This window comes from Kribbella sp. NPDC051620 (assembly GCF_044453825.1).
In the GTDB taxonomy this organism is placed as follows: domain Bacteria; phylum Actinomycetota; class Actinomycetes; order Propionibacteriales; family Kribbellaceae; genus Kribbella.
The window spans coordinates 281,862-296,133 of sequence record NZ_JBITDB010000006.1; the positions used below are offsets into that span (position 1 = coordinate 281,862).

Consider the following 14,272-nt stretch of genomic DNA (forward strand, 5'->3'; position numbering starts at 1 on the left):
ACCAGCGCCCGGCCAATTCCGGGCGCTGTTCATCCACAGGCTTACTACGGGAGGGCGGCGAGGTACGGGGCGTGCGCGTTCTGGAACTCCCAGTTGTAGTACCGGTCCCAGTTGATCGACCAGGTCATCAGGCCGCGGAACGACGGGGAGGATCCGCCACGAAGGCTGTACCCGCCGCAGTTCTGGCCTTTCACGAGACAGTCGAGCGCGGTGTGAACGGCTGCTGGGGCGGTGTAGCCGTTGCCTGCACTACTGGCGGCCGGGAGGCCGAAGGCGATCTGGTCCTCGCGCAGCCCTGGGAAGGTCTGGCCGGTGGTGCCGACCGGGAAGCCGGCCTTGATCATGTCGGTCATCGCGATGTGGAAATCGGCGCCGCCCATCGTGTGGTACTGGTTGTCGAGCCCCATCACGGGCCCGGAGTTGTAGTCCTGCACATGCAGCACGGTCAGCGAATCGCGCAGCGCGTGGATCACCGGCAGGTACGAGCCGCGGCGGTTGTCGCCACCGTTGCCGCCGTCGCCGTAGAACTGGTAGCCGATCTGCACGAAGAACGTCTCGGGCGCCATCGTCAGCACGAACTTCGTCCCGTACTTCGCCTTGAGCGTCTTGAGCGCGCTGATCAGGTTGACGACCACCGGCGTGGTCGGGTTGCGGAAGTCCGTGTCGCCGGGGTTGAGGTAGAGCGAGTGGCCCTCGAAGTCGACGTCGAGGCCATCCAGGCCCCAGCGGTCGATGATCGCGCTGACCGAGTTGACGAAGGTGTCGCGGGCAGCGGCCGTGGTGAGCTGCACCTGTCCGTTCTGGCCGCCGATGGACAGCAGCACCTTCTTGCCTTGGGCCTGCTTGGCCTTGATCGCGGCGAGGAAGTCCGCGTCGCTCTCCACGTTCGCGCACTCGCTGGCTGGGCAGCGGTTGAAGCGGATGTCGCCTGACGTGACAGAGGTCGGCTCACCGAAGGACAGGTTGATGATGTTCCACTGCGAAGGGATGTCGGCCATCCGGACGTAGCCGGAGCCGTTGGCGAAGCTCGCATGCAGGTAGCCGATCAGCGCGTGCTTCGGCAGGCTGGTACTGGTGCAGCCTGCCGTAGTACCGGAGGCTGCTGCGCTTTTGGCCGACTCACCGTTGCTGTTGTACGCCGCCACTGTGTAGCTGTGGCTAGTGCACGCCGGTAGTCCGTCAACGCTGGTAGAGGTGCCGGTGACTGTCTTGACCGGGGTAGCCCCCTCATAGACGCGGTAGCCGGTCACTGTCCCGGTGGCGGCTCCCCAGCTCAGGGAGATCGCGCTGCTCGTAGTACCGGTCACAGAAGGAGTCCCCGGTACTCCGGGAGCGCCACCGGTCGGTGGAGTGCCACCAGGGCCATCGAGGTTCACGTCATCCGCCTGGTACGCCGGCTGCCCGTACCACCCATGCAGGTAGATCTGCGCCGACGTCTGGCTCGCACCACTCGTAAACGCCACCGTCAGCTGCGTGTACCCACTCGCTTGCGGTGTCCAGGTGGAGGCACCGCCCGTGACGCCCAGGTAGACGTACGACCCGCGCACCCAAGCAGACAGCGTGTACGCCGTACTGGGCTGCACAGCCACCGTCTGACTGCACTGCGCGAAGTCAGACCCCGACACCGCCCCGTTGAGGGCAAACCCACCGCTGTGCGTCGGGCTGCTGATCACCGAACCACTCGAGCACGACCATCCACTCAACGACCCCGCCTCGAACCCGGGATTGCTCAACAGATTCGCCGCCTGCGCCGTCGGGGCGAAGCCGACGAGACCACCGACGACGAGCAGCAAGCCAAGCAACGCAGCAGAGCACCGTGAACGCATGGGCGAACCTCCAGCGGTGAGAGTGCATTAAGTAGAGAGCCTTCAAAACTCACCGTCAAGGCATCGCGCTGTCGGGAAACCGCCCTTGTGGGAAACCCGCCTCCGGTCAGCAGGGCGCCCGCGGCGACCAGACGCAGTCGACTGGCTACTGAATGTTCTGATCTAGGCCAATTCGATCACTGGTCTGCAACATTTTCACCGCAATGGCGGTTCACGCCGTAACCTCCCACGGGGGATTCATTGCACCGATCTGTGGGGGAATCATGGTCCGGAGGCTTCTTGCCTCATTGGTCGCGCTTGCTGTCGCGGCGACCGTTGTCGTGCTCGTCGTCCGGTCGGCCGATGCGGCAGGCGCCGACGTCGCCATCACGGCAACCGCCGCCTCGAACGGGACGACGACAGTGACGTACCGGGCGACCGTCCTCCGGGCCGGCGCGATCCGGGACATCACCGTCGCGATCCCGGCCGGGACGACCGGGCAGATCACTCGGTCAACGGGAAGGTCAGTTCGCTGTCGCGCACGGTGTTGCGCTGGCAGCCGACCCGAGCCACCACCGTCGCCGCCGGCGCCCGCCTGACCCTCCCCTTCTACGGCCTGAAACTTCCGGCGGGCGGTCCCTGGACGCTCGGCGTCAAGTCGACCGGAACAGCCGGGCAGGTCCTGACCACCGGATCTGGCGTGCTGCAACCGCTCAAGACCTACACGGCGTCCGTGGCGGTCAAGGCCACCAACCCGATCCCCGCGCAGCTGACAAATCTCGCGTACCAGAGCACGGTCACCCGCGCCGGGACGCTGGCCGCCGTTCGCATGCAGTTGCCCGCGGGCTCCACCGGCACGATGACGACCATCAACGGGACGCTGACGGTCTCGGGCGGCTACGCGACCTGGAAGCCCAAGGCCGCGCTCTCGGTCGCGGTGGGCGCGCGGCTGTCGATCCCGGTGAACGGCGTACAGCTGTCGAGGTATGGCGGCGTCCTGACGTTGTCCATGTCCACCACGACGTCAACGGGCACTGTGCTGAGTTCCGGCACGACGAGCCTCTCGCTCATCGCACCGCCGGCGACGATGCCCGAGGTCCTGGCGGCCGGTTTCGCGGCAGTACCGGCCGGCTGCCCCACGTCCTGGCCGAGCACGACTGCCGAGAACGCGAAGACAGGTACCGGCGACTGGGTCATCCCGGACACGATGAACGGTTCGCTGGCGGCGTACCTGACGAAGGTCTCAGCGACCTGCGGCGACACGGTCGACCTCAAGGTCACGTCCGGCAACCCCGTCACCGTCACCGCCTACCGGATGGGGTACTACGCCGGCCTCGGCGCGCGTGAGGTCTGGCGCCAGGAGGACGTACCGACTGTCGTTCAGGACGCGCCGGTCACCGGTGGTACGTCCGCCGACGGCAAGGACCTGCGGATGACGTCGGCCGCACACTGGTCCAAGACGCTGAGCATCCCGGTGGACAAGGACTGGGTGCCTGGTACGTACCTCATCAAGGTCAGCGACGGACAGGCTGCGTCGTACGCGCCACTGACCGTCCGGGACGACACTGGTACCAAGCACGACCTGCTGATCCAGCAGGCCACGGCGACCTGGCAGGCGTACAACAGCTATGGCGGCGTGAGCTTCTACACCAGCCTGGCGACCGGTTCGGGCCGGCTGACGTTCGACCGCCCTTACAAGGAGGGCCAAGGCTCCGGGCAGTACCTGTCGCTAGAGCAGGGACTGGTGTTCTGGTCGGAGTCCAAGGGGCTGGACGTCACCTACTGGACCGACAACGACCTCGACGAGTTCGGCGGCCAACTGGCGTCGCGGGCCGGGACGATCTTCCTGCCGGGGCATGACGAGTACTACTCGCTCGGGATGCGTGCTGCTGTGAGCAACGCGATCGCCAAGAAGGTGAACGTGGCCAATCTCGGTGCCAACACGGCGTACCGCCTGATCACCTTCACCGACGACAGCCGCCGGGCCTGGGACATCGACCGCTACACCGACGGCTACACCTCGACGACCTGGCGATACCAGGGCGACGCCTACTCCTCCCAGGCGCTGCTCGGCGCGGACTACTTCTGCCCCGTGCTCGGCAACACCCTCACCACCGGAACGAGCTGGATGTTCGACGGCGTCCCGGCGGGCACCACCTTGCCCGGCTTCATCGCCGGCGAGGTCGACTACGTCTGGCCAGGCCTGTACACGCACCCCGGCCTCACCACCCTCGCCAGCGCTACCGCCAACTGCCGCTCAGGCGCCCAGACCACACCAATGCACATCACCACCTACACGGCCCCGTCAGGCGCCCGAGTCCTCAACGGCTCAACCTTCGCCTACGGCTGCTTCCTGGTCCGCCGCTGCCCCACCAACTGGACAGTCCCCACCCCCGACCAGCCCTCCCAACAGGCGGTCGCCACAATCGTCGCCAACATCACCGAATGGATCTCCCAGGGCACCATCCAGGTCCCATCCGACACCACAGCCGCCCAGGTCCGAGTAGCCGTACCCAAGCACACCCTCCAAACCAACACCCAACCCTGACCGCCCAGTCAGCCATCCTCCGCGCCACCGCCCCGCAGCGGCGGGGGCCGCGGCAGGTCGGCCGCCATCGACAGCAGCATGGGCGGCTGTCGATGGCGGCCATCGACAGCCTCATACGCCGGCTCATGGACACTCGAGTCCTCCGGAGACACCTCTCGACTGCCTACCCTTACGGCTACCGGATCCGGAGCCCGGCCTCTGCCAGCTGAGTCGAACTTCTGCTGGCGTACCAGACGGCCAGGCCGACGAAGATGTAGCGGGGCTGGTCCCAGATCGGTACGCATCCCGGATGGGTTGGGGTACTACGCCGGCCTCGGCTACAACCGAGGCCTCAACCGCTTCCTCACCAGGGACATGTATGCCGGCGCGCTTTGCGACCGGCACCTACGACATGGGCTTCCTCAGCGGTCAATGCCAGACGAGCACCGGGATGGGGCCACGGCACCAGGCTCAACTCGAAGAGACGATTCCGCGCACGAGGAACAGAGCTGCCGACAGACCACGCCGTCAGCGTCGTGCCCGGGCAAGACCCTCCCAAGTCAGCGTATGGACGCCACACGCAACCAGGACGCCTGTGTTCGCCTCCTGAAGCTGCAGCGCTTGCCGAAGCTCGAAGATGATGCCTACGACGCCAGCCAGTGCGTCATAGCGAACGTCCAACACTTGCGCCTCTTGCAGCGCATCTTCCTCGGTCAACGGGTCCATCTCCGGCAGCGAAGCGTGCAACCGGTGAGCGGGATCTGACAGCAGCAGTTCGTTGATCTTCATCGCGGCAACGGGATGTGAGCGAACGGGTCGGAGTTCCCGATGGTCTGGCCCGTCAGCGGGTTGGCCCGAGCCGTTCATGTAGACCGCCTAGCCGGTGGGGACTGGTTCTTCCGTGACGTCACCGGCTTCTTGATACGGATGATGCTCGCCACTCTCCTAGTGAGCTCGGGTGTGCCGCGTTGTCCGCAACAACGCCCATACACAGAAGCCCGACAAGTTCACGCCAAAGAGCGAGATCGACACGATCACCGCTCTCCAGCGTCATTCGCGAGAGCCTCGGCCGCGAAATAGTCATCGAGCAGATTGAAGAGCAAATCGACCGCTACAGCGTCCTGTTCGTCATTGAACAGCAGCGGCTCTGGGAGCTGATCCTGCGGATAGATCTCACACAGCACGAGCCAGGGCCAGCCCAGCTCTGACCGCCCGCGGCCTCGAGCGACCAGCCACGGGTGGAAGTTGGCAAGCATTTCGTCGTCACTTCCCCATCGATAGCCGGCGAGGAAGGCACAAGTTGTAATGAACGACGCCCGTGGAACGTACATGCCTAACTGACGTCGAAGCGTTGGCAGAAAGTCTCTGATCGAATCAGCCATTTCAGAATCCGAAGTCGATGATGTCGTTGTAGTCGAACATTTGCTTGAAGGCATCGACATCGACACCGCCGGGGTGCCGCTCATAGATCATTTAAGTAATCCAAGTTTTCCGGGTAGCCATGCTGAGTCCAGCATAGCGCAGCGGGGTCCGGCAATACTGATTCGATTTGAGGAGCGCCGAACAGGCCGACGCCTCTGGACTACTCAACTCCAGCCACCTGACCTTGATAAGTGACCCTCAACTCCTCCAGGTCAGCCAGTCTCTGAGGGCAGACTGGACAATGAATTCCTCGTCGATGACCCAGTCCGAATTCTCGTCGCCTGCAAACACCAGATAGGTCATGCGCGACACCTTCCACACCGACGGGACGACATTCCATGCGAGATGGCCGAGCCTGGCGGGTATGCCATATCGCGCCAGCCCCCAACCAAGATCTCCGATATCGGATCACTGATTCACGCGTCGAGTCTTCGTACCCAAACTCCACACCGCAGCAATCGCATATATCGAAGGATGCAGTACAAGAATCCTCACCCCACGGCGGCTCATCCTGAACAAGGCCGCAAATACGGCATTTGAGCTGGTCATTGAGCATTGAAGTAGTCCAGGTTTGTCGGGTATCCGTGCTGAGCCGGGTCTGGCACGAAAAATGTCTTCGGAACTCCATACCTCGGTAGCTCGGCGGCCACAAGGTCAACGGCGACGCCAGCCAGATCAGTCGCTTGCGAGGACGGCAAGATCACGCCCTCCGTCGAAGCCAATCGTGAAATTCGCCAAACCCTTCGACGTTCCACCGACTTCCTCCTCATCGAGGACGCGCCCGGCTACCGTTCAAGCAGGCCAACGAGGCCCCTATCCGGCTGAGTGACCTCGACCAAGTCCACCGACACCGACTGCACCGCTCTCCTCCAGGTCCTCGACGGATTCCTCACCAATCGCCGCATCCAAGCAGCCCTGAACGACGCGGACTGACGGCAGCTGGCTGCGCTTTTAGTCGGTCCACCATTCGATCTGCTGGTTCAATTCGGCGGCCAGCGACCCGAAGACGAGATCGTCCATCTCGAGATAGCCGTTCGTGTCCACGAAGAAGATCCCTCGCTCGAAAGCCTCAGCAAGGGTCGCCAGCATCGACCCAAGTGACGAGAACTCAATCGGGTGCTCGGCCTCATCAATCCGGAAGTGGCGCACAGGGCCGTCGGTATCTGTATGGAAGTCAACGACGAAGAAGTCGCCGCCGCCATTGGTGAAGACGGGCAGCCATCCAGGCTTCCACCGCGGGTCGTTCACGAAGGCCCGGTAGTTCAGGATCGAGTCTTCGATGGACAGCAGGTAGAAACCCGGGAACAGATGGATGTCGTCCACCGAGCCAATGGCGGTGGTTGCCGTTCCGTCCCGCCAGCCGTAGAGCGCCTCCAATTCGGCACTGGCTCCCAAAGCAACCGAGCCAAGGGACTCCCGTACATCACCCGCCGGAAGGCCAGGCCGAAGGGCGCGGAGCAGGACCTGCCGATTGAGTCGCTTCAGGGCGGCCTCGATCTGGGACAGAACCGCTGGAATATCGTCAATCACGAGATCACGGTCCAAACATCACGTTGAAGGGATCCCCCACACCAGGTTCTGCGCTGAGGCGTCCGACATGTTCGGCGCCGGGATGACGTATTTGGGAAGGTTGTCGTCGTTCTTCTTGAAGAACCCGATCGACCCGTCGGCCTGCTCCTTGACGGTGAGGCCGCTGGTCTGCAGCTCGAAGGTGTACTCGGCGGCCGCGTCTGCCGCGCCGGCCAGTACGACGTCTTCCTTCACGCCGGTTCGAGACACGCGGTACCGGACGTCGGCCGTGCCGAACACGTCCGGGAAGACCACCGTCGAGTCCTTGACCGTCGGCGCCAGCTTGCGCTTGTCGCCTGCCGCGCCGAGGCTGATCGACGCTCCATCCGCCTCGAAGCTGATCAGGCGGTCGGTCGATTTGCCGAAGTTCGAGCGGAAGCTGTTCTTGTCGTTCTGGAATGAGTCCTCACCCGTACCGCCGGTGACCTTGGTGTCGATGTCTTGCCAGTGGCCCTTGCCGTCGCGGTAGTGCACCGGCTCTGTGGACAGCACCGTCTGGGTGGTGCCGTCCGACATCACGAAGCTCTTCGACGACGCAGTCCGCTTCGAGTCCAGCTCACGGACACGGGTCGGCTTGGCCCCGGGTATGACCACCGAAGACGAGGCCTTGTCCAGCCGAGCAGGAGCTGGCGCAACCAGCGGGGCAGCACTGGCTACCCGCTCTGAGGTAGCCGCTTTCGCAGTCACCGGCCTTGCAAGTGCTTCGGAGGGCACGCCCGCGGACACGGGTAGTGACAGAGCTAGGACAGACGTCAGCAACAAGCGGGCGCGGCGCATCGGCACTCCAGAACTGGGCGGGTTCCGCGCGCCCCGAGCAACACCGGTGAAGTCGGAAGATTTATATCGTTCAAATACCTTCCGCGGCAACCTGGTTGCAGCTTGTTGCAGGCCCACCTGCTTGACAGCACCCGTGGCAGTTTTTCGCCAGCGGCTAGTTGAAGCCAAAACGGTGAACTGTTGGTGACTTGTTTGGCACTGTCGTCGTCGCCAGCCCCCACCGTCCTGGAGGAATCGCGTGAATCATCTGTCCTTGCGCCGGCGGACCGCGTTGATCGCGGCCGCTGTGCTCACTACCGCCGCTTTCACCGCGTCCGCGGGCAATGCGGCACTCACTGAGCCGTCAGTCGGCTCGCCACGGCCGGACAACCTGGCCGGGGCACTGCAGCTTCCGCACTTCGCGGCTGGTCGGTATGTCGTGACGCTGGCTGACAAGCCGGTGGCTACCTACCAGGGTGGTGTGGCCGGGTTGAAGGCCACCAAGCCGGCTAAGGGTAAGAAGGTCGACACCACGGCCCCGGACTCGAAGCGCTACAGCAACTGGCTCGGTAGTCGTCAGAACACGGTCGCGGCTCAGGTTGGTGCCAAGGCGACCCGGCACTACTCGACGGCCATCAATGCCTTCGCTGCCTCGCTGACCGGCCAGCAGGTCGCCGCCCTGAGCAAGACGCCAGGTGTGGTCGCCGTGACCCCGGACCAGTTGCACCAGGCGCTGGACGACAAGAAGCCCACTGACTTCCTCAAGCTGTCCGGCAACACCGGTGTCTGGAAGGCACTGGGTGGCAACGCCGAGGCAGGCAAGGGCGTGGTGGTCGGTGTAGTCGATACGGGCATCTGGCCGGAGAGCGCATCCCTGTCAGGCCCCAAGCTGGGGACCACGCCGTCGGCTACTACGCCTTACCGGGTCGGTGACAGCATCGTCATGCACAAGGCGGACGGCGACGACTTCACCGGCTCCTGCCAGGCAGGTGAGGACTTCACCGCCGACCTGTGCAACACCAAGCTCATCAGTGCCAAGTACTTCGGCGACGCCTGGCTCGGAGCGACCCCGCCCGAGGCCCGCGCTGACTACGCCTCCCCGCGCGACGGTGAAGGCCACGGCACGCACACCGCGACCACTGCGGCCGGCCGTGCAGGCGTGGACGTCTCGGAAAGCGGCATCAACTTCGGCACCATCTCCGGTGTCGCCCCGGCCGCCAAGATCGCCGTCTACAAGGCGCTGTGGACCGGCAAGGACGGAGTCGGCTCAGGCGGCTACACGTCCGACATCCTCGCCGCGATCGACCAGGCTGTCGCCGACGGCGTCGACGTCATCAACTACTCGGTCGGCTCCATCTTCGAGTCCGCACACACGGACCCGGTGCAGCTCGCGTTCCTGTCCGCTGCGTCCGCAGGCATCTTCGTCTCGGCAGCTGGTGGCAACTCGGGCCCAGACCCGTCGTCACTCGACAACACCTCGCCGTGGGTGACCACGGTCGGCGCGAGCACGGTGGCGCCGTACGAGGGCACCGTGGTCCTGGGTAATGGCGAGAAGTACGCCGGGCTGACCACGTCGATCGCCGCCACGGTAGGCCCGAAGGCACTCGTCACCGGGGCTGCTGCCCGGGTGGCCAGCGCTACGGAGTACGACGGATCGCAGTGCCTGCCCAACACGCTCGACTCGGCGCAGGTGGCCGGCAAGATCGTGGTGTGCGACCGGGGCGTCGGTGCGCGTGTCGACAAGTCGGCTGAGGTCAAGCGAGCCGGTGGCGTTGGCATGGTGCTGCTCAACCTGACTGACCAGGACATGGTGGCCGACTCTCACGCAGTACCCACGGTGCACCTCAACACCCCCGGATCCCTGTCGGTGAAGGCCTACGCCGGTACTGCGGGCGCCACGGCACAGCTGGTACCCGGCAACCTGACCTCCACCGTCACGCCGTACCCGCAGATGGCTGACTTCTCGTCGCGTGGCCCGTCACTGTCGAGCCACGGCGACCTGCTCAAGCCCGACCTCGCTGCGCCCGGTGTGAACGTCCTGGCCGCGGTAGCCCCGCCCAGCAACGGCGGACACAGCTACGCCTTCTACTCCGGTACGTCGATGGCCGCGCCGCACATTGCCGGCCTGGCCGCCCTCTACCTGGCCAAGCACCCCGACTGGACGCCCATGATGGTCAAGTCGGCGCTCATGACGACCACTAGTGACGTGAAGACCTCCACTGGTGCTGTGGACAACGACCCGTTCGCTCGTGGCGCCGGCGAGGTCCAGCCGTCGCGCATGCTCGACCCGGGCCTCGTGTACGACTCGGGAGACGCTGACTGGCTCGGGTACCTCGAGGGCAGCGGCGTCAACACCGGTACCGGCGTCAAGGCGATCGACCCCAGCGACTACAACGCGCCCTCGATCGCTGTCGGAGAACTGGTCGGCACCCAGACCATCACCCGCCGCGTGACCGCTGTGACCGGCGGGCTCTACCGGGCAACCGTGTCCGTGCCCGGCATGAAGGCGGTCGTCACCCCGTCGATCTTGAACCTGCAGGCCGGCCAGACGAGGTCCTTCACGGTCAAGCTCACCCAGGACACCGCACCATCGCATGAGACGACCAGCGGCTGGCTGACCTGGCAGGGCGCCGGTACTTCGGTACGCAGCCCGATCGTCGTCGTCCCGACCTCGGTGATCGCTCCGACCAACGTCACCGGTTCGGGTGCATCCGGCTCGGTCTCCTTCGACGCCACGGTCGGCAAGGCTGGTGTGCCGATCCGGGCGTACGGGTTCACCTCTGCGCCGCAGGTGCCGGGTGAGGTACCGGCAGGTGCAGCTGACGCCGATCTGCCGAACTACCCGGTCACCGTGACTACAGCCACCAAGGCCGTCCAGTGGAACATCAAGACGGTCGACCCGGCGGGCAGCATCTGGATGGTCCTCTACAAGGTGGTCAACGGCCAGATGCAGCTCCTCTCCTTCGAGGGCACCGGCGCCAACGAGGCCTCGGCGACCGTGGCCGCGCCTTCGCCGGGTGTGTGGGGCGTACTCGCGATCACGCTGTCCAACCCGCCTGGCGCCGACACCACGAAGTACACGATGCAGACGAACGTGGTGACCGGTGGCAGCTCACTGAAGGTCACCCCGACCGCAGCACCGGCCGCCGGCAAGCCGTTCCAGGTAACAGCTTCCTGGTCCGGCCTACCGACTGGTCAGCGCTCCACCGGCTTCGTCGAGTTCCCCAACCGCGCGGGGACTGTAGTAACTGTCAACTAGTCGCCTAGATCCAGCGCCGGCGTGCAGCTTGTACGCCGGCCTGGAACCGGGTCTGCGCGCCGAGGGACTCCATCAGCGCGCGGACCCGGCGCTGCGTGGTACGGGGGCTGATCCGGAGGTGGCGGCTGATCTTGTCGTCAGTTGCTCCACCGGCCAGAAGGAGCAGGATGTCGCGGTCGGCCGGTCGTAGTCCGGCGATGTCGCCGTTGAAGGGTAGGGCCGGCATGGGGATGGCCAGGGCCCACAGCATCTCGAAGGTGGCGATCAGGCCGTCCAGTAGTCCGGACGAGCGGATCAGCAGGTGGTAGTCGCCCGCCGCCCGCTTGGTCAGCCCGATCAACGCGGTGTCGTCGTCAGCGATCGCCATCTTCATCGGCACCTGTGCAAGCACCCGGCTGATCTCACCGGCCGACTGCAGCTCCGGCAGCACCCCCATGATGTCCTGGCTCTCGAACACCTCGGTGCCGTAGATCGCCCGGTACCTCACGCCCGCGTGCAGCCGGTCCAGCTCCAACTGCTGCTGTGACGACGGCGGAGTCACGTACGGTGGCCGATCCAGCACCCGTACCTCGTGCTGCGCGTCCTCCTGCAGCCGCTCGTAGGTACGGAGCAGTGTCGGCCCGTCCTCGATCAACTCGACCTGGTCCCCCGCCAGCACCGGCTTCCCCCGCGACCCGCGCAGCTCGTCGGCGACGCTGCGCAGCCGGTTGAGCTGAGCATCCAGCTCGTCCAGCGGATCGGTGAGGATGGCCTGGTGGGCGGGGGACGGCCCGCTTTGGTCCTCGACTTCATCTGCCAACTGCGACCTCTTCGAACGTTCCATTACATCGATGGACCACAGAGTAGACCGGGCTCCACCTGGTTGACAGCGTTGTCTCGTCACGGCCCACAACTGAGACAAGGCCAAACACCCCCACAACTGACACACCTCCCATCTACCCCAGGCGCCGCCAACCGCAACCCACTCAACCCTGTGAGCATCGACTCGGGCGCCGGGACAGAGCCCGTGGTACCGGGTGCCAGGACGGGATCGTTCCTGATACCGGGTGGTGGGGTGGGGGCGTTCGCAGTACCGGCTGGTGAGGTGGAGGAGTTTGCACTGCTGGTCGGCGCGGCCGGGAGCCAACGGAGTTTGGTGGTGCCGTTGCGGCCGTGGACTGCGAGGACCGCGGCGATTCCGCCCTCCCAGGCTGATGTCGCCGGCCAGCGTCCCCACCAGCGCAGCGTCACCGTGCCGTCGGACCACTCGACTCCCTCGGCGACGGTGACCAGGCCCGCCGCACCAGTCGATGCTCCGACCACGGTCCCTGCCATCGGCGCGGCGCCGGACGCCCGGACCAGGTGGAAGAGCCTTGGCTCTGGCTGCGGGCTGTTCATGGTCCAAGATTTGCTGGTGAGGGGGTGTGGTCACCAGGTGTGAGCTGTGGGCTCTCCAAACAGCCCACAGTCACCACCGCCGCCGCAGCCCCACGGGACTCGCAACGCCTTGCAGAGTTGGGCTTCTGGAGGCATCGCCGCGGATTCTGTCGGTAGGCCCTTGTAGATTCGCGCTACGCACCGCAACCACCAGGCGTGACCAATGGGCCGTCCAGACCGGCAGCCCGACCAGGGGAGGATCCTGTGGCTGATTTCGGCGTGCAGTTGAGGCAGTCCCGCCAGGCGGCCGCCCTGAGCCTGCGGCAACTTGCCACCCGAGTCGGCTACGACCACAGCTACCTGTCCCAGGTCGAGCGCGGCCGCCGCCCCGGCTCGGCCCACCTAGCCACCCTCTGCGACCGAGAGCTAGGCACCACCCCGGTCCTCTCAACCGCCTATGAGCAGTGCTCCCGCACGACCGCCGACCCCGGACCAACCACCTGGCCGACCGGCAACTCCGGGCCGGTTCCTCCCGAGACCACCGGGTCGAGCCTACGGGTGGGCAGTAGCGACGGGGCGGGTGTGCGGGTGGGCGCGGGTGCTGGAGTGGAGTTGTTGGAGGCGGTTCGGCATGAGTTGGCTGGGGCGTTCGGGCCGGGACGGGAGGTGGCTGAGTGGCGGGCGGTGGCGGGCGGGCATGGACGTGGGTTCGCTACCACTCCCCCGGCCGAGCGGTTGCCTGAGCTCACCGCGGATCTCCAGTTGCTGCGGTCCGGTGCCGCGACAGGTTCTGCGGCGCTCGCGGTGCCAGCGGCTGAGTTGGCGGTGCTGATTGCTCTGACTGTTGCGGAGCTAGGCAGGCTCCGGTCAGCCGAGCGGTGGTGGCGCACTGCTCGGGCTACTGCGGACGGCTCAACCGAGCGGCGGATCGCCAGTCTTGCGCGCAGTTGGGAGGCGACCAGCGGATTGGCCGAGCATCGCTCCCTGGCCGGACTCCTTGAGCTTGCCGATGACGCGTTGACGCTGGCCGACCGACCAGAGGAGGTCGCACGTGCTCTGGCTGCGCGCGCGGGGGTGCTGGCAGCGCTGGGTGAGTCAGCCGAAGCACGGCAGGCGGTACGCGAGCTGCACGCAGTGACAGCCGACCTGCCCGGCGGCTCGGCGGTGGGCAGGTCGCCGTTTGGGTGGAGTGGGATTGAGGGTTTTGCCGTTGAGGGGCGGGTGTGTGCGGTGGTTGGGGACACGGTTGGGGGCTATTTGGCTCTTGACCGGGCGTTGGGGTCGGGGGCGTTCGGGGTGACCGAGCGGGCTGAGTTGGAGTTGGTGGTTGCCTGGTGTCTGGTGATGGATGGGGATACCGCGGCCGGGTTGGCGGTGGCGATGCGGGTGCTGGTGGAGTTGCCGGATCAGTGGCATACACATCATCTGTACGAGACGGCGGGGCAGGTGCTGAGCGCAGTACGGGGCAGTGATCTGGCACGGGGCGCGGTGCGGGACTACCGGGAGCTGTTGAGGCGGAGGCCGTATGACAGCCGCAGTGTGGGCATCGGGTCGAGTTCCGGTGGGCTGCAGGGGTAG

11 protein-coding genes are annotated in these 14,272 nt (G+C 65.7%); 4 read left to right on the plus strand and 7 right to left on the minus strand.

The features are described from left to right. Positions 1 to 44 precede the first annotated feature (44 nt). A complete protein-coding gene (locus ACIA12_RS30920) occupies positions 45 to 1,826 on the minus strand; it encodes a chitinase (RefSeq protein WP_396370709.1) in 1,782 nt (593 codons plus the stop codon). Between the two features lie 211 nt (positions 1,827 to 2,037). Beyond that, positions 2,038 to 2,313: a hypothetical protein gene (locus tag ACIA12_RS30925; RefSeq protein WP_396370710.1), complete on the minus strand. Its 276-nt coding sequence runs from the start codon at positions 2,311 to 2,313 to the stop codon at positions 2,038 to 2,040. A 36-nt stretch (positions 2,314 to 2,349) separates the two neighbouring features. Here ACIA12_RS30925 and ACIA12_RS30930 point away from each other — a divergent pair, with 36 nt between their 5' ends. Then, the gene (locus ACIA12_RS30930) at positions 2,350 to 4,353 is read left to right on the plus strand and encodes a N,N-dimethylformamidase beta subunit family domain-containing protein (RefSeq protein ID WP_396370711.1); all 2,004 of its coding nucleotides are present in this window, start codon (positions 2,350 to 2,352) and stop codon (positions 4,351 to 4,353) included. 507 nt (positions 4,354 to 4,860) lie between these two features. Here ACIA12_RS30930 and ACIA12_RS30935 read toward each other — a convergent pair. The 4 genes from ACIA12_RS30935 to ACIA12_RS30950 form a co-directional block, all read right to left on the minus strand. Further along, complete coding sequence (locus ACIA12_RS30935) at positions 4,861 to 5,121, minus strand: hypothetical protein (RefSeq protein WP_396370712.1); 261 nt, start codon at positions 5,119 to 5,121, stop codon at positions 4,861 to 4,863. A gap of 245 nt (positions 5,122 to 5,366) precedes the next feature. Further along, positions 5,367 to 5,714 (minus strand): hypothetical protein, encoded by a 348-nt coding sequence (locus tag ACIA12_RS30940; protein WP_396370713.1) that lies wholly within the window; start codon positions 5,712 to 5,714, stop codon positions 5,367 to 5,369. A gap of 991 nt (positions 5,715 to 6,705) precedes the next feature. Further along, a complete protein-coding gene (locus tag ACIA12_RS30945) occupies positions 6,706 to 7,299 on the minus strand; it encodes an SMI1/KNR4 family protein (protein ID WP_396370714.1) in 594 nt (197 codons plus the stop codon). Between the two features lie 3 nt (positions 7,300 to 7,302). Beyond that, positions 7,303 to 7,917 carry a hypothetical protein gene (locus tag ACIA12_RS30950; protein WP_396370715.1) on the minus strand — a complete coding sequence of 205 codons (615 nt, stop codon included), beginning with the start codon at positions 7,915 to 7,917 and terminating at the stop codon, positions 7,303 to 7,305. Positions 7,918 to 8,338: 421 nt separating this feature from the next. On the opposite strand from ACIA12_RS30950, the gene ACIA12_RS30955 reads away from it, so the two are divergent. After that, the gene (locus tag ACIA12_RS30955; protein WP_396370716.1) at positions 8,339 to 11,338 is read left to right on the plus strand and encodes a S8 family peptidase; all 3,000 of its coding nucleotides are present in this window, start codon (positions 8,339 to 8,341) and stop codon (positions 11,336 to 11,338) included. A gap of 4 nt (positions 11,339 to 11,342) precedes the next feature. On the opposite strand, the gene ACIA12_RS30960 is transcribed toward ACIA12_RS30955, so the two are convergent. Then, a complete protein-coding gene (locus tag ACIA12_RS30960) occupies positions 11,343 to 12,137 on the minus strand; it encodes a hypothetical protein (protein WP_396370717.1) in 795 nt (264 codons plus the stop codon). Positions 12,138 to 12,311: 174 nt separating this feature from the next. On the opposite strand from ACIA12_RS30960, the gene ACIA12_RS30965 reads away from it, so the two are divergent. Together ACIA12_RS30965 and ACIA12_RS30970 are read left to right on the plus strand one after the other, a co-directional pair. Continuing rightward, a complete protein-coding gene (locus tag ACIA12_RS30965; protein ID WP_396370718.1) occupies positions 12,312 to 12,758 on the plus strand; it encodes a hypothetical protein in 447 nt (148 codons plus the stop codon). 200 nt (positions 12,759 to 12,958) lie between these two features. After that, positions 12,959 to 14,272 carry a helix-turn-helix domain-containing protein gene (locus tag ACIA12_RS30970; protein ID WP_396370719.1) on the plus strand — a complete coding sequence of 438 codons (1,314 nt, stop codon included), beginning with the start codon at positions 12,959 to 12,961 and terminating at the stop codon, positions 14,270 to 14,272.